General features: G+C 49.0%; 21 protein-coding genes and 1 pseudogene. 9 read left to right on the top strand and 13 right to left on the bottom strand.

Annotated features, from left to right (window positions below; genetic code table 11):
* Window positions 1-8: 8 nt before the first annotated feature.
* A complete protein-coding gene (locus TK_RS05075) occupies window positions 9-1,793 on the bottom strand; it encodes a ribosome biogenesis/translation initiation ATPase RLI (RefSeq protein WP_011249982.1) in 1,785 nt (594 codons plus the stop codon).
* An 87-nt stretch (window positions 1,794-1,880) separates the two neighbouring features.
* A complete protein-coding gene (locus tag TK_RS05070; RefSeq protein WP_011249981.1) occupies window positions 1,881-2,288 on the bottom strand; it encodes a DUF2095 domain-containing protein in 408 nt (135 codons plus the stop codon).
* Between the two features lie 63 nt (window positions 2,289-2,351).
* On the opposite strand from TK_RS05070, the gene TK_RS05065 reads away from it, so the two are divergent.
* The 6 genes from TK_RS05065 (at window position 2,352) to TK_RS05040 (ending at window position 6,496) form a co-directional block, all read left to right on the top strand.
* Entirely contained in the window at window positions 2,352-2,780 is a 429-nt protein-coding gene (locus TK_RS05065) for a GIY-YIG nuclease family protein (protein WP_011249980.1), read from the top strand.
* A gap of 11 nt (window positions 2,781-2,791) precedes the next feature.
* Window positions 2,792-2,995 (top strand): antitoxin family protein, encoded by a 204-nt coding sequence (locus tag TK_RS05060; RefSeq protein WP_011249979.1) that lies wholly within the window; start codon window positions 2,792-2,794, stop codon window positions 2,993-2,995.
* Window positions 2,964-3,446, top strand: coding sequence for a type II toxin-antitoxin system VapC family toxin (locus TK_RS11650; RefSeq protein WP_011249978.1), 483 nt, complete (start codon window positions 2,964-2,966; stop codon window positions 3,444-3,446). The genes TK_RS05060 and TK_RS11650 overlap by 32 nt, the downstream gene beginning before the upstream one ends.
* Before the next feature lie 2 nt (window positions 3,447-3,448).
* Entirely contained in the window at window positions 3,449-4,207 is a 759-nt protein-coding gene (locus TK_RS05050) for a geranylgeranylglyceryl/heptaprenylglyceryl phosphate synthase (protein ID WP_011249977.1), read from the top strand.
* 125 nt (window positions 4,208-4,332) lie between these two features.
* The gene (locus tag TK_RS05045) at window positions 4,333-5,211 is read left to right on the top strand and encodes a DUF4855 domain-containing protein (RefSeq protein WP_011249976.1); all 879 of its coding nucleotides are present in this window, start codon (window positions 4,333-4,335) and stop codon (window positions 5,209-5,211) included.
* A complete protein-coding gene (locus TK_RS05040) occupies window positions 5,204-6,496 on the top strand; it encodes a hypothetical protein (protein ID WP_011249975.1) in 1,293 nt (430 codons plus the stop codon). The genes TK_RS05045 and TK_RS05040 overlap by 8 nt, the downstream gene beginning before the upstream one ends.
* Before the next feature lie 25 nt (window positions 6,497-6,521).
* On the opposite strand, the gene TK_RS05035 is transcribed toward TK_RS05040, so the two are convergent.
* Complete coding sequence (locus TK_RS05035; protein ID WP_011249974.1) at window positions 6,522-6,761, bottom strand: hypothetical protein; 240 nt, start codon at window positions 6,759-6,761, stop codon at window positions 6,522-6,524.
* 150 nt (window positions 6,762-6,911) lie between these two features.
* Between TK_RS05035 and TK_RS05030 the strand changes: the two genes are divergently transcribed.
* Entirely contained in the window at window positions 6,912-7,751 is an 840-nt protein-coding gene (locus TK_RS05030; protein ID WP_011249973.1) for a M55 family metallopeptidase, read from the top strand.
* Window positions 7,752-7,866: 115 nt separating this feature from the next.
* On the opposite strand, the gene TK_RS05025 is transcribed toward TK_RS05030, so the two are convergent.
* Together TK_RS05025 and TK_RS05020 are read right to left on the bottom strand one after the other, a co-directional pair.
* A complete protein-coding gene (locus tag TK_RS05025; protein ID WP_011249972.1) occupies window positions 7,867-10,281 on the bottom strand; it encodes a DEAD/DEAH box helicase in 2,415 nt (804 codons plus the stop codon).
* A 2-nt stretch (window positions 10,282-10,283) separates the two neighbouring features.
* On the bottom strand, window positions 10,284-10,682 hold the full coding sequence (locus tag TK_RS05020) for a DUF5658 family protein (RefSeq protein ID WP_048053832.1): 399 nt from the start codon (window positions 10,680-10,682) through the stop codon (window positions 10,284-10,286).
* A gap of 127 nt (window positions 10,683-10,809) precedes the next feature.
* On the opposite strand from TK_RS05020, the gene TK_RS05015 reads away from it, so the two are divergent.
* A complete protein-coding gene (locus tag TK_RS05015) occupies window positions 10,810-11,232 on the top strand; it encodes a hypothetical protein (protein ID WP_011249970.1) in 423 nt (140 codons plus the stop codon).
* On the opposite strand, the gene TK_RS05010 is transcribed toward TK_RS05015, so the two are convergent.
* The 6 genes from TK_RS05010 to TK_RS04985 all read right to left on the bottom strand — a co-directional run bounded on the left by TK_RS05010 (window position 11,229) and on the right by TK_RS04985 (window position 19,623).
* Entirely contained in the window at window positions 11,229-11,894 is a 666-nt protein-coding gene (locus TK_RS05010; RefSeq protein WP_011249969.1) for a segregation and condensation protein A, read from the bottom strand. The two genes, TK_RS05015 and TK_RS05010, sit on opposite strands and share 4 nt — an antisense overlap.
* A gap of 3 nt (window positions 11,895-11,897) precedes the next feature.
* A complete protein-coding gene (smc, locus tag TK_RS05005; protein ID WP_048053701.1) occupies window positions 11,898-15,464 on the bottom strand; it encodes a chromosome segregation protein SMC in 3,567 nt (1,188 codons plus the stop codon).
* Window positions 15,465-15,508: 44 nt separating this feature from the next.
* Entirely contained in the window at window positions 15,509-15,934 is a 426-nt protein-coding gene (locus tag TK_RS05000; RefSeq protein WP_011249967.1) for a DUF835 domain-containing protein, read from the bottom strand.
* 271 nt (window positions 15,935-16,205) lie between these two features.
* Window positions 16,206-18,983: a DEAD/DEAH box helicase gene (locus tag TK_RS04995; RefSeq protein ID WP_011249966.1), complete on the bottom strand. Its 2,778-nt coding sequence runs from the start codon at window positions 18,981-18,983 to the stop codon at window positions 16,206-16,208.
* A 3-nt stretch (window positions 18,984-18,986) separates the two neighbouring features.
* A complete protein-coding gene (locus TK_RS04990) occupies window positions 18,987-19,436 on the bottom strand; it encodes a PIN domain-containing protein (protein WP_011249965.1) in 450 nt (149 codons plus the stop codon).
* Window positions 19,420-19,623: an antitoxin family protein gene (locus TK_RS04985; protein ID WP_011249964.1), complete on the bottom strand. Its 204-nt coding sequence runs from the start codon at window positions 19,621-19,623 to the stop codon at window positions 19,420-19,422. Before TK_RS04985 ends, TK_RS04990 begins: the two co-directional genes overlap by 17 nt.
* A gap of 105 nt (window positions 19,624-19,728) precedes the next feature.
* Here TK_RS04985 and TK_RS12345 point away from each other — a divergent pair.
* A pseudogene (locus TK_RS12345) lies at window positions 19,729-21,213 on the top strand (MFS transporter).
* A 22-nt stretch (window positions 21,214-21,235) separates the two neighbouring features.
* On the opposite strand, the gene TK_RS04975 reads toward TK_RS12345, so the two are convergent.
* Both TK_RS04975 and TK_RS04970 read right to left on the bottom strand, forming a co-directional pair.
* The gene (locus TK_RS04975) at window positions 21,236-22,639 is read right to left on the bottom strand and encodes an McrC family protein (protein WP_011249961.1); all 1,404 of its coding nucleotides are present in this window, start codon (window positions 22,637-22,639) and stop codon (window positions 21,236-21,238) included.
* Window positions 22,640-22,667: 28 nt separating this feature from the next.
* Window positions 22,668-25,154 carry an McrB family protein gene (locus TK_RS04970; RefSeq protein WP_011249960.1) on the bottom strand — a complete coding sequence of 829 codons (2,487 nt, stop codon included), beginning with the start codon at window positions 25,152-25,154 and terminating at the stop codon, window positions 22,668-22,670.
* Window positions 25,155-25,247: the final 93 nt, after the last annotated feature.

The raw sequence follows: 25,247 nt of genomic DNA, 5'->3' as shown, positions 1-25,247 counted from the left end.
GAGTGAATTCAGGCTGAGAGGTAGTAGTACTCACCCCTCTCCTTCTGCTCCCTGTCCTTAACTGAGCCCTCTTTGTTGGCCCTCGGCCTTCCTGTGTCGGGGTCGCGCCTGAAGGTTATCCCGATGTTGGCTAAAAAGCGGTTCATTCCCTCCCTCATGCCCATCGGCGGGAGTGCTCTTCCGTACTTTCCTGGCTCGCCCTCGAAGACTATGAGGCGGTCGCTGAGGTAGTCCACCATCATGACGTCGTGCTCGACTATCAGCGCTGTCTTCTCGTTCTTGGCCATGAGCGAGCGGATGGCCTTTGATACTGCCAGCCTCTGCTCGACGTCGAGATGGGCTGAAGGCTCGTCGATGAGGTAAATGTCGGCATCCCTGATCAGGCAGGCGGTTATGGCTACTCTCTGCAACTCGCCACCGGAGAGCTCGTTGACCTGTCTGTCGTAGAGGTCGGGAATACCGAGCGGGTTGAGCAGTTCAGTCTTGTAGAAGTTGCTCATGAGCTTCGAGGCGTCTATCTTGCTCAGAAGGTCGAAGACAGTTCCCTCGTAGTCCGTCTTGATGTACTGGGGCTTGTAGCTGACGGTGAGCGACCAGTCAACTTCTCCCTCTGTGGGTTTCTCAACTCCGGCGAGCATCTTCACGAAGGTCGTCTTTCCGATACCGTTCGGCCCGACGATACCAACAACTTCTCCAACGTAGAGCTCTCCTCCCTCGACCTCAAGCCTGAAGGAGCCGTTTTCATACTCCTTTACGAGCCTCGGGTACTGGACGAGTATCTCGCCCTCCTGGGCCTTTCTCTCACCCGTCTTGGTGAAAGTTATCTCGAAGGGCCTGAAGCGGACGTTCTCGTCCCTCAGGTAGCCCCTAAGGAACTCATTTATTCCGTTTCTCGTTGATTTGGGCTGGGAGAAGATACCGTAGGCTCCCGGTTTACCGTAGACGACGTGGATTATGTCGCTCATGTAGTCGAGCAGGGCTAAATCGTGCTCGACTGTGAGAACGTTCTTTCCACTCTCGGCGAGCCTCCTGATAGTCTTCGCTATCCTGAGCCTCTGCCTTATGTCGAGGTAGCTTGAGGGCTCATCGAAGAAGTAGAAGTGGGCATTCCTGAGAAGGGCCGCTGCTATCGCAACCCTCTGCAGTTCACCACCCGATAACTGCTGGATTTCCCTATCCAAGATATTCTCAAGCTCAAGCTCCTTGACGACTTCGTCGAACTTTCCGGTCTCGTCAGCCTTCTTGAGCAGGTCTCTAACTTTGCCCTTCACGGCCTTTGGGATGAGGTCAACGTACTGCGGCTTGACTATAGGTCTTATCTCGCCCTTCTTGAGCTTCTCAAAGTAGTTCTGGAGCTCGTTGCCGCGGAATGCCTTTATGACGTTGTCCCAGTTATCGTTGTTTCCGCAGAGGTTCGGAATGAGCTGGCCCGAGAGTATTTTAACGGCCGTCGTCTTACCGGTTCCGTTTGGACCGAGGACACCGACGACCATACCCTCCTTGACTACCGGTAAGCGGTAGAGGACGAAGGCGTTTATTCCGTAGCGGTGGACGCAGCCTTCCTCAAGCTCCTCCGGAAGGTTCACTATCGTTATCGCGTTGAACGGGCACTTGTGAACGCAGATTCCACAGCCCGTACAGCTCGCCTCCTGAATTATCGGGCGGTAGTTCTCCTCGTCTATTATGATAGCCTCTCCGCCCATCCTGTTCACGGGGCAGACTCTCTCACAGAGGAAGTGACCGCACTTATCCGGATTGCACTTGTCGTAATCGATGACCGCTATCCTTGGCATTCTCACCACCGGGCAGGACTGGGAAAATGCCTTTTAAAGGGTTGCGGGCGCTGACAATCCCATAGAAAACAGGAAGAACAAGATATCTCAATGCCTGCCGTGTCTCTCGTACCAGCCCCACTCCTTTTTCGGCCCGAAGGCCCTTACTCCCTTTTTGGCCAGGACTATCCTAAGCTCCTTCGCCATCTCGTGGGTTATCTCGCCTCTTTCCTCCATCCAGTTGATTATCTCCAGAGCCTCATCGTCGGTTTCGCACCGCCTCAGGAAGTCGATTATCGTCGGGTTGTAGCCGGAGAAGTCCTGGAGTTCAAGCTCTTCCTCTTCGAGGGCTTCCTCCTCGGAAGTCCTGTAGGCGTCTATGCTCAGGCCAGGTTCCTCCTCAAGCTCTCTCGCAAGGGCTGGAAAAGTTCTTTTAAATTCTTCAAGGTCGTATTCCTGCCACGCGAACTCATCAACGGGGCGCTTTTTGACCTCTCTTTTTTTGTCTTCGACCATGATCAACACCTTTGTTTAGGACTCGGTGGAACTCTTTATAAACCCTGCAGCAAACTGCCACCTATGAAGGGTTCCTACTTTCTCGTAATCCTCCTGGAGAACGACAAAGTCATCCGCACTAAAGCCAGGGAGTTTCCCTTAAAGGCGGGCTACTACGTCTACGTCGGCTCCGCTATGAACTCGCTCGAAAAGAGGGTGGAAAGGCACTTCAGAGAGGACAAGAAGCTCCACTGGCACATTGACTACCTCCTCAAAGAGGCGGAACTTTTGAGAGCCTATCTAATTCCGAGCGAAGAAAGACTTGAGGAGAGGCTTTCGCTGGAGGTCTCGAAGTTTGGAGAGCCGGTGGAAGGCTTCGGAGCTGGAGACGTCAGAGTTAGCACAAACCTCTACCGCTTCGAAGAGGAGCCTGACAAAATCCTAGTCGGAGTTCTTACCAGACTTGGCCTCAGCTGGAAAACCGTTAAAAGTGCCGAGGAAATATTGGAATAAGGTGGAAACCTATGGGGACAGTTATCGAGGCCGTCTATGATGGGGAGAAGTTTAGGCCCCTCAAGAAAGTTAATCTCCCCAAGGGAGCCAAGGTTAAAGTTATTGTTGGAGAAACAATTTGGGACTTAATGGAGAGTGTTGAGGGAATTCCCGTTAACACAGATATCGAGGAAGTGCTGGACGATGTTAGAGGGAGAAAGAGGGTTCGTTATTGATACAAACGTCATTATAGGAGCCTTTTTTTACAATTCGAATCATCCTCAATTGAAGCAGAGAAGGGGAATTCTTGATAAGTGCCGCCTTGTGCTGGCCCTTTCTAAGGACAAGAAAGTCGCAGTCCCCAGAGTTGCTGTTGTGGAAGTTATTAGTGTTGCCAAAAGACTAAGCGGCGACCAAAAATTCGCAATGAGACTTGGGAATGCCGTTGAGAACTCCTTTGAGATTATTGGTGAAGAGAAATTATCTGACACCGCTAAGACCATAGCGTCTGCCGAGGCTCCCTCTGGATTTGATACTTATTTCCTGGCCCTTGCCCTTGAGAGGGGATACTCTCTAATAACCCGTGATAAACCTATGTGTGCCCATGCTGATAGTCTTGGCGTGCACTGTCTCTTAATTGACGAATCCACGGGTGAAGATGACATCAGAAAGTTTATGGGGGTGTAAGTATGCTCAAGCTTGGAAAAGTCGAAACCTACATCCACGAGAAGCTGGAAAGGGAAAAGCTCCACTTCGTTCTCCTCGATCCAGACGACGTTTCCCCCGAACTTGCAGGAGAGCTGGCGAGTATGAGCGAAGAAGTTGGCGTTGATGCGATAATGGTTGGCGGCTCAACTGGGGCCGAGGGGGAAGTCCTCGACAGCGTTGTTAGGGCCATAAAGGAAAGCTCGAACCTTCCCGTAATTCTGTTTCCGGGTTCACACGGCGGGATAAGTAAGTACGCCGATGCGATTTTCTTCATGAGCCTTCTCAACTCGCGGAACCCGTTCTTCATAACGGGAGCCCAGGCGCTGGGAGCTTTTCAGGTCAAGCGATACGGCATAGAGCCGATCCCGATGGCCTATCTGATCATTGAGCCGGGAGAAACCGTGGGCTGGGTCGGGGACGCAAAGCCCATCCCAAGGCACAAGCCGAAAATAGCAGCAGCCTACGCTTTAGCCGGCCAGTACCTCGGGATGAGACTCGTCTACCTCGAAGCGGGAAGCGGTGCACCTCAGCCAGTTCCGCCCGAGATGATAGGCCTTGTGAAGCGCGTTATTGATGTTCCACTGATAGTGGGCGGCGGTATCAGAACGGAGGAGCAGGCGAGGGCTGCCGTAAAGGCTGGAGCCGATATTATTGTCACGGGGACCGCAATAGAGAAGGCAGGCTCCGTTGAAAAAGCCAGAGAAAAGCTGGAAGAGCTGAACAGGGGCGTTAAGGGATAGCCCTTTTCTTCCCTTGGCATTTTCAAGTTTTGCTTACTATTTAGAAGTGTATGCAAAATCAGAATAGAAAACGTTATAAGTTCAATTTGTGTATGTAATTCTGAAGACCATCTGGAGGTTGTAAAATGGGATACGGGAGAACGTTTGGATTGTGGTACCTTAAGTGGGATGGAAGAGACTTCAGGAGCCTCATGAAGTATCACGGAGACACCACCATGAGCACCGTGCAGGAGAAGCTGAGGGAAGTGGGGATTGACAGCCTTGTTATCCTCGATACCGGTTGGGGCATAGAGGGTAAGTCCATGATCTACACCGGTGACCCCGGAGAAGATGCATACACCCTCTCGGAATTTCTGAGCGAGAACGTGACCATGCCTTACTACGTTGAGATACCCTACTACAAGTACAGATCGGACACTCCAAGGGGACCGGACTACTGGAAGCGATGGATTGATGTGTTCGTAATCTCCTCAGACTACAACCTCAGAGGGTTCTACTGGAATTACGAGTGCCCAATGATGTTCGAGGCCAAAGCAGTGGGAGCTTCCTGGGAGACCGTGATCTCTGAACTGGCCAACAGGATACACGAAGCCGGCTTTGAGTTCATATGGATACCTTACATGCATTATACTACTAAATCAGAAATAGAAGGGAAGAGGGTATTTAAAAAAGATTCATACAACCACCACGCCGCATACTACTTCGATTGGGTGTTTCTACAACCCAATTACTACAAGGGAGAGCTTCTCCCAGCCAACAGTGACACACTAAAACAGTGGAAGATGTATGTTGACGATGCCAAAGAGAACCTCCGCAATTACAGAGGCGTTGACAACATCTATTACGAGTTTGAATGCGATGGGGCAGTCCTCAACAACCCTGTGTACCGCCAGAGGGCCTGCGACTACGTCCAGGTTCTAGGAAAGCCTCCAAGAAGGGCCTATTATTATGATGTAAGGGTGGAAGCCCTGGAATACCTGAACGGGGTGTGCGATTATGTCTAAGCTAAAGCCAGCTGGAGCGCTTTCCATTTTCCTTCTTCTTGTCTTGTCCCTCCAGAATGTATCCGCCCAGGAGTACTCCAACTATCCCTGGGGGATTTCGCTCCAGCCCTTCGTGATCTACGCTGACTCCAAAGGAGCCCTTGTGGGAGTCGAATACGATTATTACGAAGAAGCCGGTCTCACTACAGAGTACGACCCCGTAACTCTCATGCCCATTGACCTTTGGACTTATTTCATCTTCTATGTCAATGAGAGCGGTGCCTACTACGTTGATTACATGGCTTTTTCGGGGTTCGAGCTGCCACCCCTGGCTTTTTATAAGGGCTGGCTGTATCTTTTCCTTCCAGCCTCCACCAACACGAGTTTTCCAATGAAGCATCCTCCCTGCGCTGATCATTTAACGGTAATCCGCTACTGCAACGGTGCAATCCAGAAGATTGGAGAAGTGCCCCAGCAGGGGGATCTTAACATTTCAATGCCTTACGTTCTGATTTACGAGTATCCCATAGGAAACAGAAGCCTGTACAGGGTGGATGAATCCATTAAGTTGGTGGCCGTTGGGAACGAGAAGAACTTGAGCCTTGAGGACAAGTTCAGCCCTTACGATGCCTGGTTGCATAACTTGCTACCGTTTGATTTCTTCACTCTCAGGAACCGGAAGTGTCTGCCCCTGAAAATTGAGGGTGACTGGATCGTCGTTTCGTCAAAGTACAGAATCCCCTTGGAGGAAGAGTTGAAGTCAAGACTTCAGCCGGTCAACGACTCCTGTGCGATAACCATGGGAGATGGACTTTTGATCGTGCCTCCTGGGAGAGGGATAGCCTATTTCAACGGGAGCATGTGGGTGGAGGATAACTACACGTTTCACAGCGGAGATTATAGATTCATATTTAGCCCCCCGTACCTTACTAAAAAATACCCTCCGAGACCGATGAACGTTTCAATATACCTCTACGAGAACAACACCCTTAGAGAACTCCCGCTGATTCACGTGTCCGAGGAGGGGGTAACGGTTATTCCTGCTCCCGTCAAATACCGGGACGTTCACTGCTGTTCCTGTCCGGCGGTTCACGAGAACTGGACTGTGGAATCTTCTGAATCTTCTACAACTTCCACTCCCAGGGAGACGAATTACACTGATTACTCCAGCTCCACGACCAAGAAGACTGAAAGCAGTAGTTCATCAACGTCCAAGAATGAGGGTATATGTGGAGTTGGAGTTCTGGCGTTGCTGTCACTGCTGCCGTTGAGCTTAGTGGCAAAAATCCGGAACTCGAAAACTTGAACCGGAGAGATAAGAAAGGCAGAAATCAAGCCTCGCTGAGTATCCTGAAGGAGAATCTACCACCTTTCAGGAGCCTCTTAAGCTCTGAGATTATGCTCTTTCCGTTTTCTACTTCCAGCTCAACTCTAACTTCTCCGATGCCCTTTGGATCGGGCGGGTGGAAGTGTATGTCCTTTATCCTGCCACCAAACTTGGAAACGATCTTCGACAGTATGACCCCCCTCTCCTTGTAGGGGAGCTTTATGTCTATTTCGACGATTTGCATACGTATCACCACTCTATTTTATGAAGGAAGGCATATAAAACCTTTTTCATAAGCGGCAGTTGTTGGGTTGCCCGCGGGATATTCCCGGTAGTTATCCCTCGATCAAAAGGGATTTATTGTCCCGATCCTTGCAGAAAAAAGGTGGTACCGATGAGAGCTTTCATATCCCTCGACCTTGAGGGCCTGCCCCACGTCGTCAGTCCCGAACACCTGAGCGTAAAGAAGGCGCTCTATGGCGAAGCTAGGAAAATAGCGACAGAGGTTGTTAAGATCACAGCAATGACACTCCACGAGCTTGGCTTTGAGGAAGTCGTTGTCGCCGACAGTCACGGCCCCATGGTGAACATCATCCCCGAGGAGATGCCCGGCTTTGTGAAGCTCGTTAGAGGCTTCCCGAGGCCGATGAGCATGGTGGCAGGGAGTAAGGGGAGCGACGTTGCACTCTTCTTGGGCTACCATGCCAGGAGTGGAGTGGGGAGGGCGACTTTTGACCACACCTACAGTGGCTCCACAATAGACTGGATAACCGTGAACGGGAGACCCGTCAGCGAGACCCTTCTGAACGCTTACCTGCTCGGAGAATGGGGCGTCCCCGTCATTCTAGTCGCTGGTGATAGGGCACTGCTTGAAAGTGACGTGAGAGATGCACTTCCGAAGACCGTTGGTGTTCCCCTCAAGGAGAGCTTCTCAAGGTACTCCGCGATCAGCCCCTCAATGGAAGCAATAAATAAGCTCCTCATAAAAGGCACAAAAGAGGCTGTAAAGCGCTGGAAAGAAGGAGCTATAAAGCCCCTGAGCGTGGAAAAGCCCGTTAAAGTAGGGGTGCGCTTCCTGAACAGCGGCTTTGCCGACGCAGCCGAGCTTTGCCCCTTGGTCAGAAGAATAGACGGCAAGACTGTCGAATTTGAGACAAACAGCGTGGAAGAGGCCTACAAGATGATAGAACTCCTGATATTTGCCGCAACTGGCGTTAGGGCCGTGTTCGGCTGAAGTGTGCCCCCGGGGAGCGAAGGGGAATCACGGCTCGCCGAGGCGCTCATCCCCCGCGGTTTCCCGGGGGCGGTCTCTACTACAATTTTTGAAAACTTAAGCCTTATCCTCTTCCTCAACGTAGGGTGCCTGTGATGACCCTCCTTATCTCCCTCGCCTTCTTTGGTCCGATTCCCTCAACTTCCTTCAGCTCCTCCTCCGTTGCCGTGAAGACCCTCTCGACGTTTCCAAAGTGCTTTAAAAGCCTCTTAGCCAGCGTCGCCGAGACGTTTGGAAGGCCCTCGACTATGAGCCTCTGCCTCTCCGCTAGAGTCAGCGCCTTCTTCTCGCTCCTCAACCGGACTTCCTTCTTCCTCTCCTCCTGCTCGCGCTTTGCCATGAGGTAGATAAACTGGGCGGTCTCTTCCGGCCCTGATGAGAACAATATTGGAACTCCCCAGTCAAGGGTCACCGCCGCTATCGCTCCCCGTATTGCGTTGGGGTGGACGTTCCTTATGCCGTACAGCTCCCCCTCAATGATGATTACCGGCTTCTCGTAGGCCCTCTTCAGCCTCTCAACCTGGTCAAAGAGCCTCCCGTCAATTATCGACTGGATGAAGTCGTTGGCGCTCTTCCGCTCTATGCCCACCTCTTCGCTCACAACGTAGTCTGCAACGTCGAGGGTTCTCACCTCGACCTCGGCGCCCAGCTCCCTGAGGTGCTTCGGAACACCGCTCCTCAGCTCGCGGGAATCGACGTAGACCACTATGCCCTTCGGCTTTCTCACAAAGATGGGCTTTATCGGAAGCTCTTCGGTCGTTTCTTTCGGCTTTTCGGCTGATTTTTCTTCCGATGCCTGGGGAGCGGCTTTCCCGACCGCTTTGCTCTCTCTAATTTCGGTATTTTCGACCTTTTTAGGCTTCAGGAAAGCATCCAGCGGGGCAATCTTCCCCTTGGACACATCGACACTCCCCTTCGACTTTTCAACACCCGCGTGTATTTTACCTTCCTCCCCTTGGGCTTTTATCCTGGCCCTCTGCAACTTCTCAAGCTCCCTCGCGATTTTCTTTATCGCATCGAACATCCCCTTCTCCTTTCTTCGGGAAGCCCAGTAGTAGGCTTCATCCCTCGTCCCCTTAGCCATGAGAATGACAACTCTTCCCGGCCTGTGTCTTCCGGTTCTTCCGCGCCTCTGGATGCTCCTTATTGCTGAGGGAACAGGCTCATAAAACACCACTAGGTCAACTTCGGGAACGTCCAATCCCTCCTCCCCGACGCTTGTAGCCACGAGGACGTTGAACTCCCCCCTTGAGAAGCGGTCGAGGACTTCCTTCTGCTCCCTCTGGCTCATTCCCCTGTCGTCCTTCCTGCTCGCCTGCCCGATGAACCTCTCAGCAGTGATCCCCATAGAGCGCAGTTCCTCAACGATTTTCTTTCCGGTGTCGCGGTAGTTCGTGAAGACTATTATCTTGGAGCTCGGCTTTTTCCCGAGCTGCTCTTTAACGAGCTCCTTCAGCTTCTCCATCTTGGGGTGGTCTAACCCAGATTCCTTCGCCTGGACGAGTAGGTAGATTACTTTCCTCATGCGCGGGTCTTCCATCAGCTCCTTGCTCGACTTCGTCCTCTTGTCTTCTTTGAGTTTTTTCAGGTAGGCCCTTAGGGCAGTTAGCCCCTGGGTTTCAAGAAGTTCAAGCGCGTGCAGGAGCTTAACCGCCTTCGCCTGGTGCATCCTCAGCCTTCCGAGCTCGTAGTTCCCCCTCGCTACTTCCTGGTTGATCTTCGAGCCGGCCTGGAGGACTTCCTTCTTTGAGATGTCTGGGGAATACGTCGAGACCAGCTTAAACTGGGCGAGGGGCTTGAGGCTCTCCTTCAGCATCTCGCGGAGGATGGAACGGACTTCCTTGTAGATGCCCGGCAGGTCGACCTTAACCCACTCGAAGGCTATTTTTTGGACATAAGGTTTAACGTCCGGTGAGCTTTCGGTCCGAATCTCTATCCTCTCTATCCCGAGATTTCTCACTATTTCCCTTATTTTCTCCTCGTCGCTTCCAGGAGAGGCAGTAAGGCCCAGAACGAGCGGGTGTTTTGCGGTCTTCAGGTACTCCTTAGCTATGAAAACGTAGGAGTAGTTCCCGACTGCTCGATGGGCCTCATCAAAGACAAGTAGAACAACATCTTCGAGAGATATTCTGCCAGTTAAAATATCATTCTCGACCGTCTGGGGCGTTGCGGTTATTACGACGCTGTTCTTCCAAACTTCGGCCCTCTGCTTTGGGGACAGCTCACCAGTCAGGACGTTTATCTTCTCGGGCGGGATGTTGAACAGTTTTTTGAAGCTCTCGGCGTGCTGGACAGCGAGCGGTTTCGTAGGGGCGAGCATGAGAACCTTTCCGCCGTACTTTGAGAGGCGGTAGTCTGCTATGAGCATGGCTATGAGGGTCTTTCCTAACCCAGTAGGCAGGACAACGAGGCAGTTGGCCTCTTTACACCTGGCGTAAATGACCTCCTGGTAAACGCGGGGCTCTATGAGGTCTCGTCTGAGGTACTGCATACTCAACTCTTAGTGGGAGAGGATAAAAGCTTTCCTGAGTTCTTGGCGAGCGGCAGGATTAGAAAGCCTGCTGGAAGCGATAGGAACGCAGAGTTCCTTCCTGCGAGAAGGTATGCGTTGTTGAAGACAGGCAGTGCCCTCATCAGGATAAACAGTGGCGGGAAGTATCCAAATGCTCTAGAAAAACGGCTCATGTAGCTTGACGCGAATATCACCAGAAGTCCAAGAGTTGTGAACAGCGCAAAGCTCCCGAAGAACAGCGCTGGATCGGAAAGCCTGCTCGCAACTATTGGATTTGCCTCGGAAAAGCCCCTTTGAACTCCAACCCAGGTGGTAAGCGCGTCGAGGAGTGAGAACACTAAAAAAGCTGCCCCATAGGCTTTTTCTCTTCTCCACTTCATTTTCACATCATGCTCCTCTAAGTGCCATCTTTTAAATACTTTTTTGTGAAGTCACAACCTACATAGATATCTACACATGTAGGTACATAACAAACAACTTTTAAATTCGCTAAGGATACATTCCGCCATGCTGCTCACCTATCACGCAAAGGAGAGGCTGAAGAAGAGGCTCGCGAAGAGAGGCAGGCTCGAAAGGATGTACTCCGAGCTGTGGGTTTTTCTGGATCGCTCCAAGCGGATCGATGTTAATGAGAAAATCACGATATTTACAGATGGGAGGAAGGCACTCGTGTGCACTCGCTTAGACTGTGAGAGGCTTCAAAAGAGCGAGATTCTTGAGCGGGTTAGGGGCATAATGGACTCCTACGAGTGCGTGTATTTTGATGGGCGGGTTGCAAAGGTTACCAGGCCCGAAAAGTTCATTGAGACAGTCCCTGATGGTGAATACTGCTTCTACCTGAACGGGGAAAAGAAAAGCCTCTACGTTGGGAGCGAGCCTCCATTCCTGGTTATTACCCTCCGCCCAGCAAAAAGGGAGGAGAGGAGTTAGGAGTTTTCCTCCAGCGGGACGACCAGGATTTCTCCAAAGGGCTCCTCCTGGAGGAGGTCTACCTTCCCCATGTTTGATAGGAAAAGCAGATAGAGGAAAGTCCTGGCTATTATTTTCGGCTGTGGATCAAAGACGAGGTCCCAGAAGCGTATGGGCTCTCTGGTCTCGCTGTAGAGTTTTCTGACTATCTCGTACAGCCTGTTCACGTGCTTCTCAATGTCAACGCGGAAGTCATCAACGACAAAGATTTCCTCCTCGACTTCCTCGCGCTTCCTCTTCCTCGGCTTCCTCCTCTCAGCTTCTTCAAGGGCGTCCATGAGGGCCTCGATGAGGTCTTCGAAGGTGTAGTAGCGCTCTGCCCTTCTCAAGGGCGGTGCCAGCGGTTCAACATCCACGCGGATGCGCTCCTTTTCTTCATCCCCCTTATCCTGCTCTTCGTCGGAGTACAGAAGGGCCTCGCTCTTCATCCTGACGAGGATGGAAGCTGCTAGAATTGCCCTCGCTGAGATGCGCAGGTCAAGCTCCTTCATCTCCCTAAGGCGCTCTATGTACTTTTCAGTTAGGTCAACTATGTCGATGTTCCAGGGATCAACCTTCCCCATCTGGACGAGCTGGAGGAGGATATCAACGGGCGTTATCTCTGGCTCGAATCTGGATTCCATATATCACGCCTCCAGCCGGCCGAACATCTCTCTGTGCTCGGCCTCGTCCTTTTTCCTTATCTCCTCCAGTATCTTTCTGGCCTTTTCGAGGCTGAGGGAGACCACCTTTGAGACGCCGTTCCTCATGCTGACACCTATTATCCTGTCCGCCTGCGCCATCATGACGTCCCTGTGGGTTATGACAATAAACTGGCTGTTCTGGGAAGCTTCCTTGATGAGATCGGCGACGCGCTTGACGTTGGCATCGTCAAGGTGGGCATCAATCTCGTCGAGCAGGTAGAAGGGAGCCGGCTTGTAGCGCTGGATGGCAAAGACGAAGGCGAGCGCTATTATGGCCTTCTCACCGCCGCTCATGGCCTCTATCCTCTTGACGTCTTTTCCTGCCGGCTTTGCCTCTATCTCAAGTCCTCCTGAGAACGGGTCTTCGGGGTTTTCGAGGATGAGCTTCGCTTCTCCTCCAGGTGAGAGCTTGGCGAAGAGCTCCGAGAAGTTCTTGGCTATTGCATTGAGGGTCTGAAGGAAGACCTGCCTCTTCTGCCCTTCGATTTCCTGTATGAACTCCTCTATGCTCTCCTTCTCGGCCAGAACCTGCTCGCGCTTGCTGCTCAGCTCAAGATATCTGCGCTCAACCACTTCAAAGTCCTCGATGGCCTTCATGTTAACCGGCTCAAGCGAGCGTATCTCCTCCTCCATCTTCTCAATATCCTGCCTGAGCTTCTCAACTTCAAGCGGGATTTCCTTTATCGAGCGTACGAGCGCCGGGTCAAAGTGCTTGAGCTCGGCCCTCTTCTCCTGAAGGGTCGTCTCGACCTGGGCCAGCCTGACTTTGAGCGTATTAGCCTCTATCCTAAGCTCCTGGAGCTTTGAAGTAAGCTCGTCCTTCTCCTTTCTAAGCTCCGCTATCTCCACCCTTATTTGCTCTCTCCCCTCGCGGAGCTCCTTGAGCTCGTCCTTAACGTTCTCTTCGGCCGTCTTCAGCTCTTCAAGCTCTTTCTCAAGCTCTGTTATGGCGTTTTTATTCTCTTCGATGTAGGCGTTCAGGGCGTTTATCTTGTTCACGAGGCCCTCTATCTCCTCCTCGAGGTCGGCCTTCCTCGGGAGGAGCTCTTCGTTTATCCTCGAGTCGAGGCTTTCGAGCTTGCTTTCAACCCTGCTCAGCTCCTCCTTGAGTTTGGATATCTCCGCTTCAACTTCTCTGATCTTTGAGTTCAGCTCCCTCGCTTCTGGGTTCTCAAGGGCTTTCTTTATCTTCTCTCTCTTTTTCTCAAGTCTCTCTATTCTTCCCCTGAGCTTTGCCATCTCGCCCTTCGATTCCTCTATCCTCTTCTCAAGCTCCGAGATGAGGCGCTCGTTTTCTTCAATCTCTTCCTTGAGGGAGCGGTCTTCGGCTAGATAGGAGTCGAGCTCCTTCTGGATGACCTGAACGTCCTTTGAAAGCTCGCTCTTCTTCATGCGGAGCTCGAAAAGCTCGTTCTCAAGCCCCTTAACCTCTACCTTCAGGGCGTTCACCTGGGCTTCCAGCGCCTCTTTCCTTCCTTCAAGGGCCTCGACCCTCTTCCTTATCTCGTCAACGTTAACCCCAAGCTTACCCCTCGGCTTGTAGTGACCTCCAGTTATCGCTCCGCTCCGCTCGAGAAGTTCCCCACCGAGTGTGACCATCCTGACCTTCCCGATTCCTACTTCCCTCGCCTCGTCCATGTCGTTCACGATGAGGGTATCCCCGAGGGCGTAGGCAACTGCATTCCTGAAGCGCGGGTCGTAGGAGACGACGTCCATAGCTGGAATGCCAAGCTTCGGCTTCTCCCTCATGGAGCGCGGTTTTATCTTGTTGAGTGGCAAAAACGTCAGCCTTCCGAGCTTTTTCTCCTTGAGGAGCTTTATTGCCTTCTCGGCGACCCTATCGTCCTCTACCACAACATTGTCGTAGTTGCCGCCGAGTGCGACTTCAACAGCTAAAGCATACTCGCTCTTTGGAACGCTTATCAGCTCTCCAAGAGTGCCATACAGGCCCTCTATCCTCTGGGACTTCAGGAACTCAACGGCCCTGTTGCCCCTGACTTCTCTCTGGGCCTCTGCCTTGATCAGTTCCTCTCTCGCTTTGGCCAGCTCACTCTCCACCTTCTGGAGCTCCCTTGTTTTTTCTTCGAGCTCCTTCTCGGCTTTCCTGTGCCTTGATTCCACTTTGGAGATTTTACCCTCTACCTGGGACAGCTCCGACCTCTTGGCTTCGAGAGAAGCCTTTGCCTCCGCTATTTTTTCCTTCAGAAGGTTCCTCCTAGCGTTGAACTGGGTTATCCTGGCTTTGGCCCTGCTGATCTCTTCCTCAAACTTGGATATTTCACTCTCTTTCATGTAGAGCGCCTTTTTGGCCTCTTCAAGCTCCGCGACTACCTTATCGAACTCCTCCCTGGCCTCGGAGAAGCGCTTGTCTATCTCTCCAAGCTTGATGACAAGCTCGTTTCTGACGGTTTCCCTCTCCTTTATCTGAACGAGGAGCTGTTCTCTTCTCTTCCCCCAGCGCTTTATCGCTCCCTTGCTCTTCTCAATCTCTTCAGAGACGTGCTTCAGCTCCTCTTTGGATTTTCTAAGCCTTGCCTGGCTCTCCTCTATTTCCTTCTGCGCGTTCTCTATGTTCCTCTTCGCGACCTCTATCTTGGACTTGACCTCGCTTATCTTCCTGGTTATCTCGAGAATGCCGTCGCCGCTCTTCTCCTCAAGCTGGCGCTCTATTTCGGCGAGTTCCTTCTCCTTCGCGACTATTTCTTTTGCTATCTCCTTCAACCTGTCTTCAAGGGACTTGATCTGCCCTTCAATCTCTTCCTCCCGCGATCCACCTTCCTCAATGAACTTTTCAAGCCTTTTTATCTCAGCCAGAAGGAGCGTAACCCTCGCTTTTTCCAGCTTCTCCTTAAGGTCGAGGTAGCGGAGGGCGTCGTTGCGCTCTTTTTCAAGCTTGTCGAGCTGGGCCTTTACCTCTCTTATCAGGAGGTCAACCCTCGCGAGGTTTTCCTCCGTCTGCTTCAGCTCCTTTAGGGCCTTCTCCTTTTTGGCATCGTATTCAGCTATTCCAGAAATTTCGTCTATGATGAGCCTTCTCTCGATTGGAGACATTTTAATGAATTTCGTTATGTCACCCTGAAGGACGAGGTTGTAGCCCTCAGGAGAAATCATGGCAGCGCTGAGGAGGTCTATTATTTCACTCCTCGTTGCTCTCTTCCCATTGAGCCAGTACGTACTCCTTCCGTCGGGATAGACGCGCCTTTTTATCACGACTTCGTCTTCATCTATCGGAAAGCCCCTGTCCTCGTTGTTAAAATACATGGCAACCTCGGCGTATTTGGCTGGAGGTTCTCCTTTCGAACCCGCGAAAATGAGGTCGCTTATCCTGCTGGCCCTCATGGCCTTCGCAGAAAGTCCTCCGAGGACAAACAGAACGGCATCTCCGATGTTGCTCTTTCCAGAACCGTTTGCTCCTACTATAGCTGTAAAACCCCTCGCAAGCGGCACTACAACCTTTTTGTTACCATAAGATTTGAAACCTTTCATTTCAATTTTCTCAATGTAAGGCATCATCCACACCTAAATCTTGGAGAAGAGCCGACGGTATATAAACTTCACTCAACTATTCTACGGAGCATGGCTCGGGTTTTTTCGTCAATCCCCTCACTGACCGTGACGTAGAAAGTAGCCCCCGTTAAGATTGCCATGTCCCTCAGCTTTCCAACGAATCTAAGCGCCCTTTCTACACCGTTTTCGATCATGAGATACTCAAGAGCGTCCAGAATTACTGACTTGGTGCCATTTTGGAGTTCTCTCCAGATGATACTCTCGAGTATATGGAGGTCGGTAGGCTTCACGGCCTTGGGGTGCTCTGCTTTGCTTACCCAGATCGGCACCACGTCGCTGGGGGCACTGTTTATGATTGGTTGCCTCGTTATGAGGAGCTTTTTGTAGCCCCCTTGAGCAAGCAACCTGTCGAGCTCCCGATAGTCTACAACGGGGCCCTGATTAGATGTTTTTCTTCTCAATACTAATGCCACTTTCACCACCGGCATTCCCCGGTGTTCAGTACATTGGGAGTTTCCCTCATTATTTATAAAGTTTACTTCGAACCAAAGGTATACATCTGAATATAGAACACATCATTCCACATTTTTGGCCATTGTGTATAACTTAGTTTTACATTTGATTCTCTTATGGGGCTGTTGTAAAAACGGTACTCAATTGGCCGCATTATCACAAGACGAACTTTTAAATCTGAAAATGATGACGCTCACTAATAACGGATCGTGACATTGTCAGAGAGTCTTTTTAGCTCTTATCCTTATTCTCGTTGCTGTTATCCTTCTTATCGACCCAGAACCGCCTCGTCCTGATGAAATCTCTCTCGCGCTCCATCAGTGCAACCAGCAGGGCCTCCCCTTTGTACTGGCTCAGAATCCTCGCGGCTGTGTCCGGCCCGGTTCCGTAGCTGGCAAGGGCCAGAACGGCATCGAAGCCGTAGGAATCAACAAGGTCAGCGGCCTTCAACAGCTTCCTGTAAACCCGTTCCTCCTTCTTCTCAAGCGGCCTTCCGTGCCTGACCTTGTCGAGAACCGGCAGGAATTCTTCCGCATCTATCGGGTGAGCAACGGCCAGCATCTTCGAGCCGCAGCGAGGGCATTCCCTCTCTTTGATACTCCTCAGGCGAGCAACCTTTGTCTTCGAGTGCCAGCCGCAGTTGGTGCAGACTAAAACTACTTCGTGCTCGAGGAGCCTCTTCTTAAACAGCTCAAGGACTTCGTCCCTCTCAAGGATTCCGCTCAGAAGGAACTCCCCGCCAACGGTCATGTTCAGCCTGGCAAGTGTGGAGGGCTCTTTCCTGAGGGCGGTTTTGACCCTGAGGCTCCCGGCTTTAAGCATCTCCATGACCAGCTCGGCCGTCTTCACGTCAACCTTGTCGTGGTAGAGCTCGTTCAAAGTCTCCCTCTCTATGACCGTTCCCTCAAAGAGCCGCTCGACCCTTCTTATCTTCGCGTCCCTTCTCAGTGCCCCGAAACGCTTCGCGACGTTTAACATTCTCCAGCGGTAAGCGTGGGAATCCCTCAGAGACCTAGCCACGATGAACTCAACGCTCTCTGGATCCTGGTAGAGGTAGTGCTTAACTTCCTCGGGGTTCAGCTGGAACGGTGTCTTGAAGACTACCGCGTGGGCCTGCGCCCTTACCGAGAACACCCTGCCGTAGCGGAGGATTAAGAGTGAGTGAACGATCCTGCCTATCGCCTCGTTCGCCCTGTTGCCAAAATCGGCGTGGATGATTAGGGCTTTCGGCGTGCTCTCCACGAAGATGTCTCTATCTGTCGAGAAGGGTTCGCCCCTTATCTCTTCAAACGCCCTTTTCAGATCCTCTTCTCTGAACTCAACACCCTCAATGAGGGACAGCGCGTTCCTGAAGTCAAAGGCCAGCTCCCTCTTCAACCTGCCGACGGCGAAGGCAACGCTGAAGGGAACGGGTATCATCTCACCCTCCCAGCTCGGTATTGCGCTCTCGATGCTCGGGCTCTCGCGCGCCTTGATGATTTTAGCCTCGTCGTCTATTTTGAGAACTATCCAGCTCTTTCCACCCATCACAAACTCCATACCCTCTTCGAGGTCCATCACGAAGCTCTCGTCGAGTCTCCCGACGATGTGTCCGCTTTTGGCATCTATGACCCTCCAGGAGACCTCGTCCGGTATCGTTGAGAGGTTCTCGTAGTAGTACTGGAAGGCCCCTCTCCTGAGGTAGAGCTGGTTGGTCTCTTCGTCGTAGCCTATTATCCGGGCGTCTTCGAGCACCTTGAGAGTGTCCAAGTAGTCTTCCCAGCTCAAATCCCTGTAAACGTAGGCCCTCCTCGCTATCTCGTAGGGTCTCTCTCTTGGAAGTCGCTTGTATTCCACGAGCAGACCGACGACGAAGTGAGCCAGAACGTCCAGCCCGCCGATAGGCTCAACAGGTTCAAAGCGGCCTTCTAGGGCGTGTTTGGCTATTATGAGGCTCTGGATGTAGTCCTCAACGTTGGTTGTTATGATGTAGGCTTCGCTGACCTCTCCTATCCGGTGCTTCGCCCTTCCGGCTCTCTGAACGAGCCTGTTCACCTGCCTTGGGCTCATGTATTGAATCACGACGTCAACGTCACCGATGTCTATTCCAAGCTCCATCGAGGACGTGCAAACAAGTGCCTTTATTCTCCCCTCTTTCAAGGCTCTCTCGGCGTTTATCCTTGCTTCTCTTGAAAGGGAACCGTGGTGGACTTCTACGGGTTTCCCCCAGACCTTTAGCCTGTGGGCGAGGATTTCAGCGAACTGGCGAGTGTTGGTGAATATCAGCGCCTTTCCGTGCCTCTCGACGATCTCCCACAGAACCCTGAGGCGCGCCGCGATGTCGGGGGAAACGCTGAGTTCCCTGGCGAGCTCTTCATCTTTTTCTTCGGGCTTTGGATAGAGCACGTGAAAGCGGTATGCCTTCTTCCAGTTTGGCTTGACTATGGTATCAGCCTTTAGCCACTCCCTTACTTCGTCCTCGTTGCCCACCGTCGCCGTCATCCCAATTCTTCTGAAATCTGCTATTTCAGCGAGCCTCTCAAGACCGAGGAGGAGCTGGGCGCCACGCTTGTTATCTACAAGCTCAGCAATCTCGTCCACGATGACGAACTTGACATTCACCAGGTGCTTTCGGAGAGATTTAACTGTCAAAATCACGCCGAGCGTCTCTGGAGTTATGATGAGCATCTGAGGAGGGTTCTTCGTCTGTTTTGCCTTCCTATAAGCCGAGGTGTCCCCGTGACGCACCTCAACGGTTATTCCGAGCTTCTTCCCCCACCATTCAAGCCTCTCAAGGAGATCCCTGTTGAGGGCCTTCAGCGGGGCTATGTAGAGTGCAGAAATCGGCTTCAACCCCTCCTCGAGGATTTCGTTGAAAACGGGCAGAACAGCGGCTTCGGTCTTTCCGGAACCTGTGGGAGCTATGATCAGAACGCTCTTCCCCGAACTAACCTCTCTAAACGCGTCCTGCTGAAGCCTGTTGAGCTTCCCAAAGCGTTCTTTGATGACCTTCTTGAGGAGGGGGTGCATGGTTTAAGGAATGATTTTGAGTTCTTGAACTTTGCTGTAGTCCCTATCGAAAGTGGCGAGGGCTTCAATCCCGTTTTCGATGGCGGTTGCCAAAATGGTGGCGTCACTCGGAAGGAGAGAATACCTAAACATGAGTTCTCGTATAAGCTCCCAGTTCTGTGAATCATTAACCTTGATTATCCCAAGTCCTTCTATTGCAGATTCCATGAGCCGTAACTCTCTTTGAAAAGGTTTGTAACCGTTCTTGTTGAGAAACTCCTTGAGTTTTCTGTATGAATGTATTTCAAAGGCTGTTTCCGCCTTTCTCCGGATGACTGAGTAAGATAGCTCGTTAAGAATCAGAGTGCTAACGTAGAATTCGTAAGGCTCAGACAGAAGACTTTTAGAGCTTTCCGTGAGGGGCGTCTCAAAGAGAAAGTTGTAGAGAACGTTCGTGTCAAGGAGAACCCTCATAGTACATCTCCTCAAGGTATCTTTCGAGGTCCTCTGGCTTTCCCTTCCCTAGCACGCCTGCAAGCTTATCCACGAGTTCTTTCCTCCCAACAAGCTTTACCTTAATAATCTCGCCCTCATGAAGCTCTGTCTCGTCAAGTAAGATAATCTCACCCGAGCGATAAACGCCGCGGACTATTTTCTCCATCCTCCACACCCTCAGTAAAACATTGCTTCTCCCTATTATAACCCTTACTGGAGACCACCGCTAGCTTTATAAGTGATATATCGTTCGATAGGTCGGTGGTGAAAAATGCAGGTAGTCGAGAAGGGTGAGACCTACGACTTATCCTATGCAAAGAAGGCGATGTTCGTTGTCGTTCTTCTCCCGCTCCTCGTCATGTACACCGAGGCGATGCTGACTCCAGCTCTGCCAACGATCCAGAAGGAGTTCGCGATAAACCCCAACGACGTCAGCTGGGTTCTGACCATTTACCTCCTCGTTGGAACCGTCAGCGTTGCCCTCTTCGGAAAGCTCGGCGATATGTACGGGAAAAAGAAGATGTTCCTCATAGCGCTCGGCTTTTACACTCTTGGCGTCATTCTCAACGGCTTTGCTCCAAGCTTCCAGAGGCTTCTCGTTACGAGAGCAATCCAGGGCTTTGGAATGGCGATCTTCCCGCTGGCGTTCTCCCTCGTCCGTGAGGAGTTCCCTCCGAGCATGGTGCCGCAGGTCCAGGGAATGATAAGCGCCATGTTCGCGGTTGGAATGGTCATAGCACTCCCCCTGGGTGCATGGGTCACAGAGAACTACGGGTGGCGCTGGACGTACCACTCGGCGGCTCCCTTCGCCGTGCTGATGTTCTTCCTCGCCTGGAAAATACTCAGGGAGAGCCGCTATGTAAATCCTGGAAAGGTTGACTGAGTTGGAGCGGTTCTCCTTACTCTCTTCGTGGTGCCAATGCTCGTGGCAGTCACAAGGGCACCAAACGTCGGCTGGACTGCGAAGGAAACCTTAATCCTCTTTGGAGTTGGTGTAATTGGCGCGGTACTCCTCGTCCTCTGGGAGAGGAGAGTGGAAAACCCGTTGCTGCCGCTTAAGATAATCTCCTCAAGGAACCCCGCAATAGCCAATCTGGGCATAATGTTAGCGGCTTTTGGCCTCTCAATGATGAGCCAGGCGAACACTTACCTCCTCCAGATGCCGGAACCCTACGGCTTCGGAAAGACGATACTCCAGAGCGGCTTGCTCATGACCCCAATGGCCCTCGTTATGCTCATCGTCGCCCCTCTCGCCGGAAAGTTCATGCCGAAGATCGGGGCGAAGCCGATAGCGATAGCAGGTGCCCTCATCGGAAGCGGTGCCCTCGCGGTAATGTCCCTCTACGCAACGAAGATGTCTCTCTGGCAGTTCGTGACGATGATGACCGTCGTTGGAATAGGCATAAACCTCATGAACATATCCCTCATCAACGTGCTGGTCTTCTCAGTGCCGCCGAGAATGATGGGTGTCGCCACAGGCTCCAACAGCCTCTTCAGGAACTTCGGCTCGACCTGGGGGCCGGCAATAGCTGGAACGGTAATGAGCACCTACTACGTCCTCTTCCACCCGCCTGGAGCACCGGCCTTCGTTCAGATCAAGATTCCGACGGAAAAGGCCTACGAAGTGCTCTTTGGGGGAGCGTCGGTGGTCTATCTCCTCCTGGCCCTGCTGGCATTTGCCATCGTTGAGGTCATGAAGGGCGGAAAGATACGCGAGGTGGAGGAGGGGGGAGAAAAGGAAATTATGGTCTCTTAAAGTTTTTATTTATTTCCTGAGCCTAGTTTATTAGCGAATTTAGATAAGAAATTAACTGTTCTTTTATTTTGGGGTTAATTTTTGTTATATTACCACTAGAGACTTCTATTGAGTCCCTAATAAGGTGTGCAAGATTTATTCCTAAAATCCCCAACTTAGTTTTATCGAAAAAATGAAATATCGAATTTTTACAGGTGGATATCGAGGATATATCACAAAGCCATTGATTATATTGATTATACCCTGAACCCTGACTATAATCTTTCAGCATGGGATATACGAGAACACCTGCATGAGCATTATATAATTTAGTGTAAGAATATATTTGATATAAATCACTGGAATTCTTGACGTATCTCTGTTTTTCTCCACATTTAGGACAGTATAGCGTTTTGTATTTTGCATCTACCACGACTAAAGGCTGTCCAGAGCTTGATTCTATAATAATGTCTGGCTGTGGTGGGTTCTCAATGAATTTTCTAGGTGTTTCCAGAACGAATTCTCTATTCTGAGGATGATATCGTACTCTATAATCTTTCCCAAGAATGGCTCTGAGCAATTTATATACAAAAAACTCGAAGGCATCTGGCATAGGTATAATAAATCCTGGGGAGATTAGGCCTTTCTGATAATCTAATCCTGATATTATTATTTTTGCTAACTTCAAGGGAAGTTCAAATCTAAGATTTAAGGAGTTTAGTGTTAATTTTTCTATGGAATCAACTGATATCGGTGTTAAGGATACTTCTTTTAACATATCCCATGCTTCTGATAATGTTCTTTTTGTTTCTCTTCTGTTAGTATGTTGTAGCCCTAAGTATAAGGTATACTTAAAAACCCTATTAAGAAAGTTGTCTACGGTAAATTTTTTATATCTAATATCAAATTTGTGCTTCTGGGTTGGCAATTTCAATATTTCTCTTTCTACTAATAATTGGCCTCGCAAGGACGAAGAAGTTTCCTCAGTAGATACAAATTCTCCATAAATACCAAATCGGAGCTCATTAAGTAGTCTATTTGAAAAGATATCCAAGAGAATATCAATGAAAGGTGAATTCCCTTCAGTTGCAAGAGCTGTCTTTATATCATACTCTCTTAAACCTAAGTTGTAGTATAAGTCTGCGATTTTTAGTACTATTTTCCAGCTATCTTCTGAGGATAGCCCACCCAGAAAGATTTTTGGATAAATGTTGATTTGGTGTATCTTTCCAGAAGTTTTGTCTTTATATAAAACGAACCCAACATAGGGTCCTGCGGCGAGCCTGTTGTGCTTTATAACTAATACTGGATCGAAATATGAATTGTTTATCTGCTCTACAAACTTTTGAAATTCTCTGCTATTAACTAGCTCGGATGGTATTTCAGGAAGATTCCATGGCCTCTTGTCTATAGAATGCTCTGGCACATAGATGTAGATGTGATCCATGTTCTTCCACCTATTATTTGATGAATATTTATTCTCCCAATATACCTCTCAGAGCTTCAATGAACCTCTCTGGAGATTTCATTAGTTCGAAATTTATTTGCCCTGTGCCATCTATAAATTCAGGCATATCTAGTTCATCCCATCTTGAGTAATAATAGTCTTGAAGTAATGGAAGTATCCTGTTATACCATATACGTATGAGTTTTTGCAGGGCATCATCCTCATTTCCATTTGATAACGCTTCTTTAAGTTCAAGGAAATAAGAGTGCCCTATTTGATAGTCTTTGCTGCCTTTTGAGTGAATTATCCTGTCATTTATTGCTTTGAGCAACTTGTCGATTCTTATCCCATAGAGATTTAATTCTTCCAGCACATTATAGTCTGGTTGTACTTCCAAAAATGCAAATCTCCGTCTTAGTGCTACATCTAATAGGGATATTCCCCTATCCGCGGAATTCATGGTTCCGATTATGTAGAGATTGCTGGGTACTGCAAAAAGCTCTCTGGAGTAGGGCAGTTGGACTATTATGGGATTTTTGTTGTCCTCGCTAATTCTCTTATCTTTTTCAAGAAGAGTTATCAACTCACCAAAAACATGACTAACATCTGCTCTATTAATTTCGTCTATAACCAAATAAAATTTCTTGGGGTTGTTAGTGAATAAGTTATTGATGTCCTCTGTGCTAAGAGCACCATTTGAAATTTTTGAATCTAGAATTCCAAGAAATCTCTGAACGAGGAACTTAACGCCCTCATATTCAGCTTCTTCTTTATATGTCATGAAAATTGATTCTAAATCACCAAGAAGCTCTCTAAGCTTCTCTGCTTTTGTTATTAGATCGTCCCCATCATATATGGTATATTCAGCAACATACATTCTTCCTTTGTCGTCAACCCGAATATCATTCCGGATTATACGATTAGCTTTCAAGTCTGAAATTAGGCGTTCCCAAGCAATCTTTTTAGCATGATTTTCTATTTGTGTTTCATAGTTGGGTAATAATTGTTCTTTGATAGTGTCTGACATGAGTTCATAAATAGCTTTAATTGCGAGTTTTTTGAATATGCCATCTTTTACAGCATATTCTATTTTACCTTCGCGAGTGAGTGGGCGATACCCTTCGACAAAATCCTCGTAGCTATATGACTTATGGAATGTAACAAAAGAGTAGTGTGTATTGGGTACATTAATACATCTCAAAAACATTCGGGCCATAAATGTTTTTCCTGTTCCTGGTGGTCCATATAAGATAACTTGCTTGTATTCATCTAAAAGAACTTGGATAGTGCTTATCTTATCCTCGTTGCAATATCCACCGTTACTATTTTTATTACTTATGTCATGTTTATAAGAACTACTACTGTTTTGATTGGTTTGATTGGTGCTAGAATAGTTTGTGAATTCACTGTTCTCTACTATTTGATAATTTTCTATATAATCTACTGGAGCACTTAAAAGTTCAGAAATTGGAGTGATTATTATTTTAGGCGTATTCCAGCTCCATAAAATTGAAAGTTTCTCATCATCAGGGATTGTAATATTGTATTCTTTTAAGGACGCTTTTATGTATTTTTCTAATCTCGTATCTAATGTAATTGATGTTTTAGAATGTCTAATATAATCTACTAGTTCCTTATTTGGAATTTGTAGCAAATATTTTTCGTCTTGGGAGTCAACATAGACTAAATACAGATTTTTATTTGTCATTTTTACATACTTAATTTTCCCTTGATACTCAATATCAAAAGATGATACTTTAGGTTCTCCAACAAGATTGATAATATATACAAGAAGTGTGTTCTTAAAAGATAAATTAACAGCTCCAATTATCAGTTCGTTGTCATTCTCGTGATAATACTGAATGTCCCAGTCTTTGAAATCTATATCGTGATCATTGATATCAATTATCCGAAGAGGTTGTTGTTTATTTTGGGTAGATCTTAGAATCATAAGTTGTTTTTTTCCAGTATCTTGGGTTTTTACTATCACAGGTAGATAAAAGCTTCCATCTCGTAGTGAGACAATGGTATTTGGGACTTTTTCCAAATAGTACTTGTACTCACCGATATATTGATTGAAATTTATTTCTTGGATTAAATTCACATATTTCCTATTTCTATGAGGGAATAATGCACCACTTGGGGCATATATGACGACAATTTTGTGATCTGGGACTGTTGGCCTAAAGAATATTTTGCCCATATTGGTAAAATACAGCTCATTGTAGTCTTTGTCAATGAAATCATAGATGAAAAATCTGTTGGATGGAATATATGAGACTATAAATTTACCTCCCCCTACAAAAGAATAAAATACCCCCTTTTCGTTTTTTAGTATAGGGTCAAAGACTCTTTTAATCCCATTATCGTGTATCTCGTATAAGTGCAACTTAGAAAAAGTTTCATGTTCTCCTTCCTCTACTAATAAATATCGCGAATCTGGTGAAATTACAATATTTTTTATGTGCCCTTCAACGCCATATCTTTTTCCATCTATTATAACTGATTGATTCATTTGTTATCAACCTCCAATTCCTGTTCAATATGATTTAAAATTTAAAATTTATCCTTGATTTGCCCTGTTATCGAAACTGAAGAAAATTAAATC

This window comes from Thermococcus kodakarensis KOD1 (assembly GCF_000009965.1).
Taxonomy (GTDB): domain Archaea; phylum Methanobacteriota_B; class Thermococci; order Thermococcales; family Thermococcaceae; genus Thermococcus; species Thermococcus kodakarensis.
The sequence above is the reverse complement of the archived record's forward strand: the minus strand, read 5'-3'. Positions and strand labels throughout refer to the sequence as shown.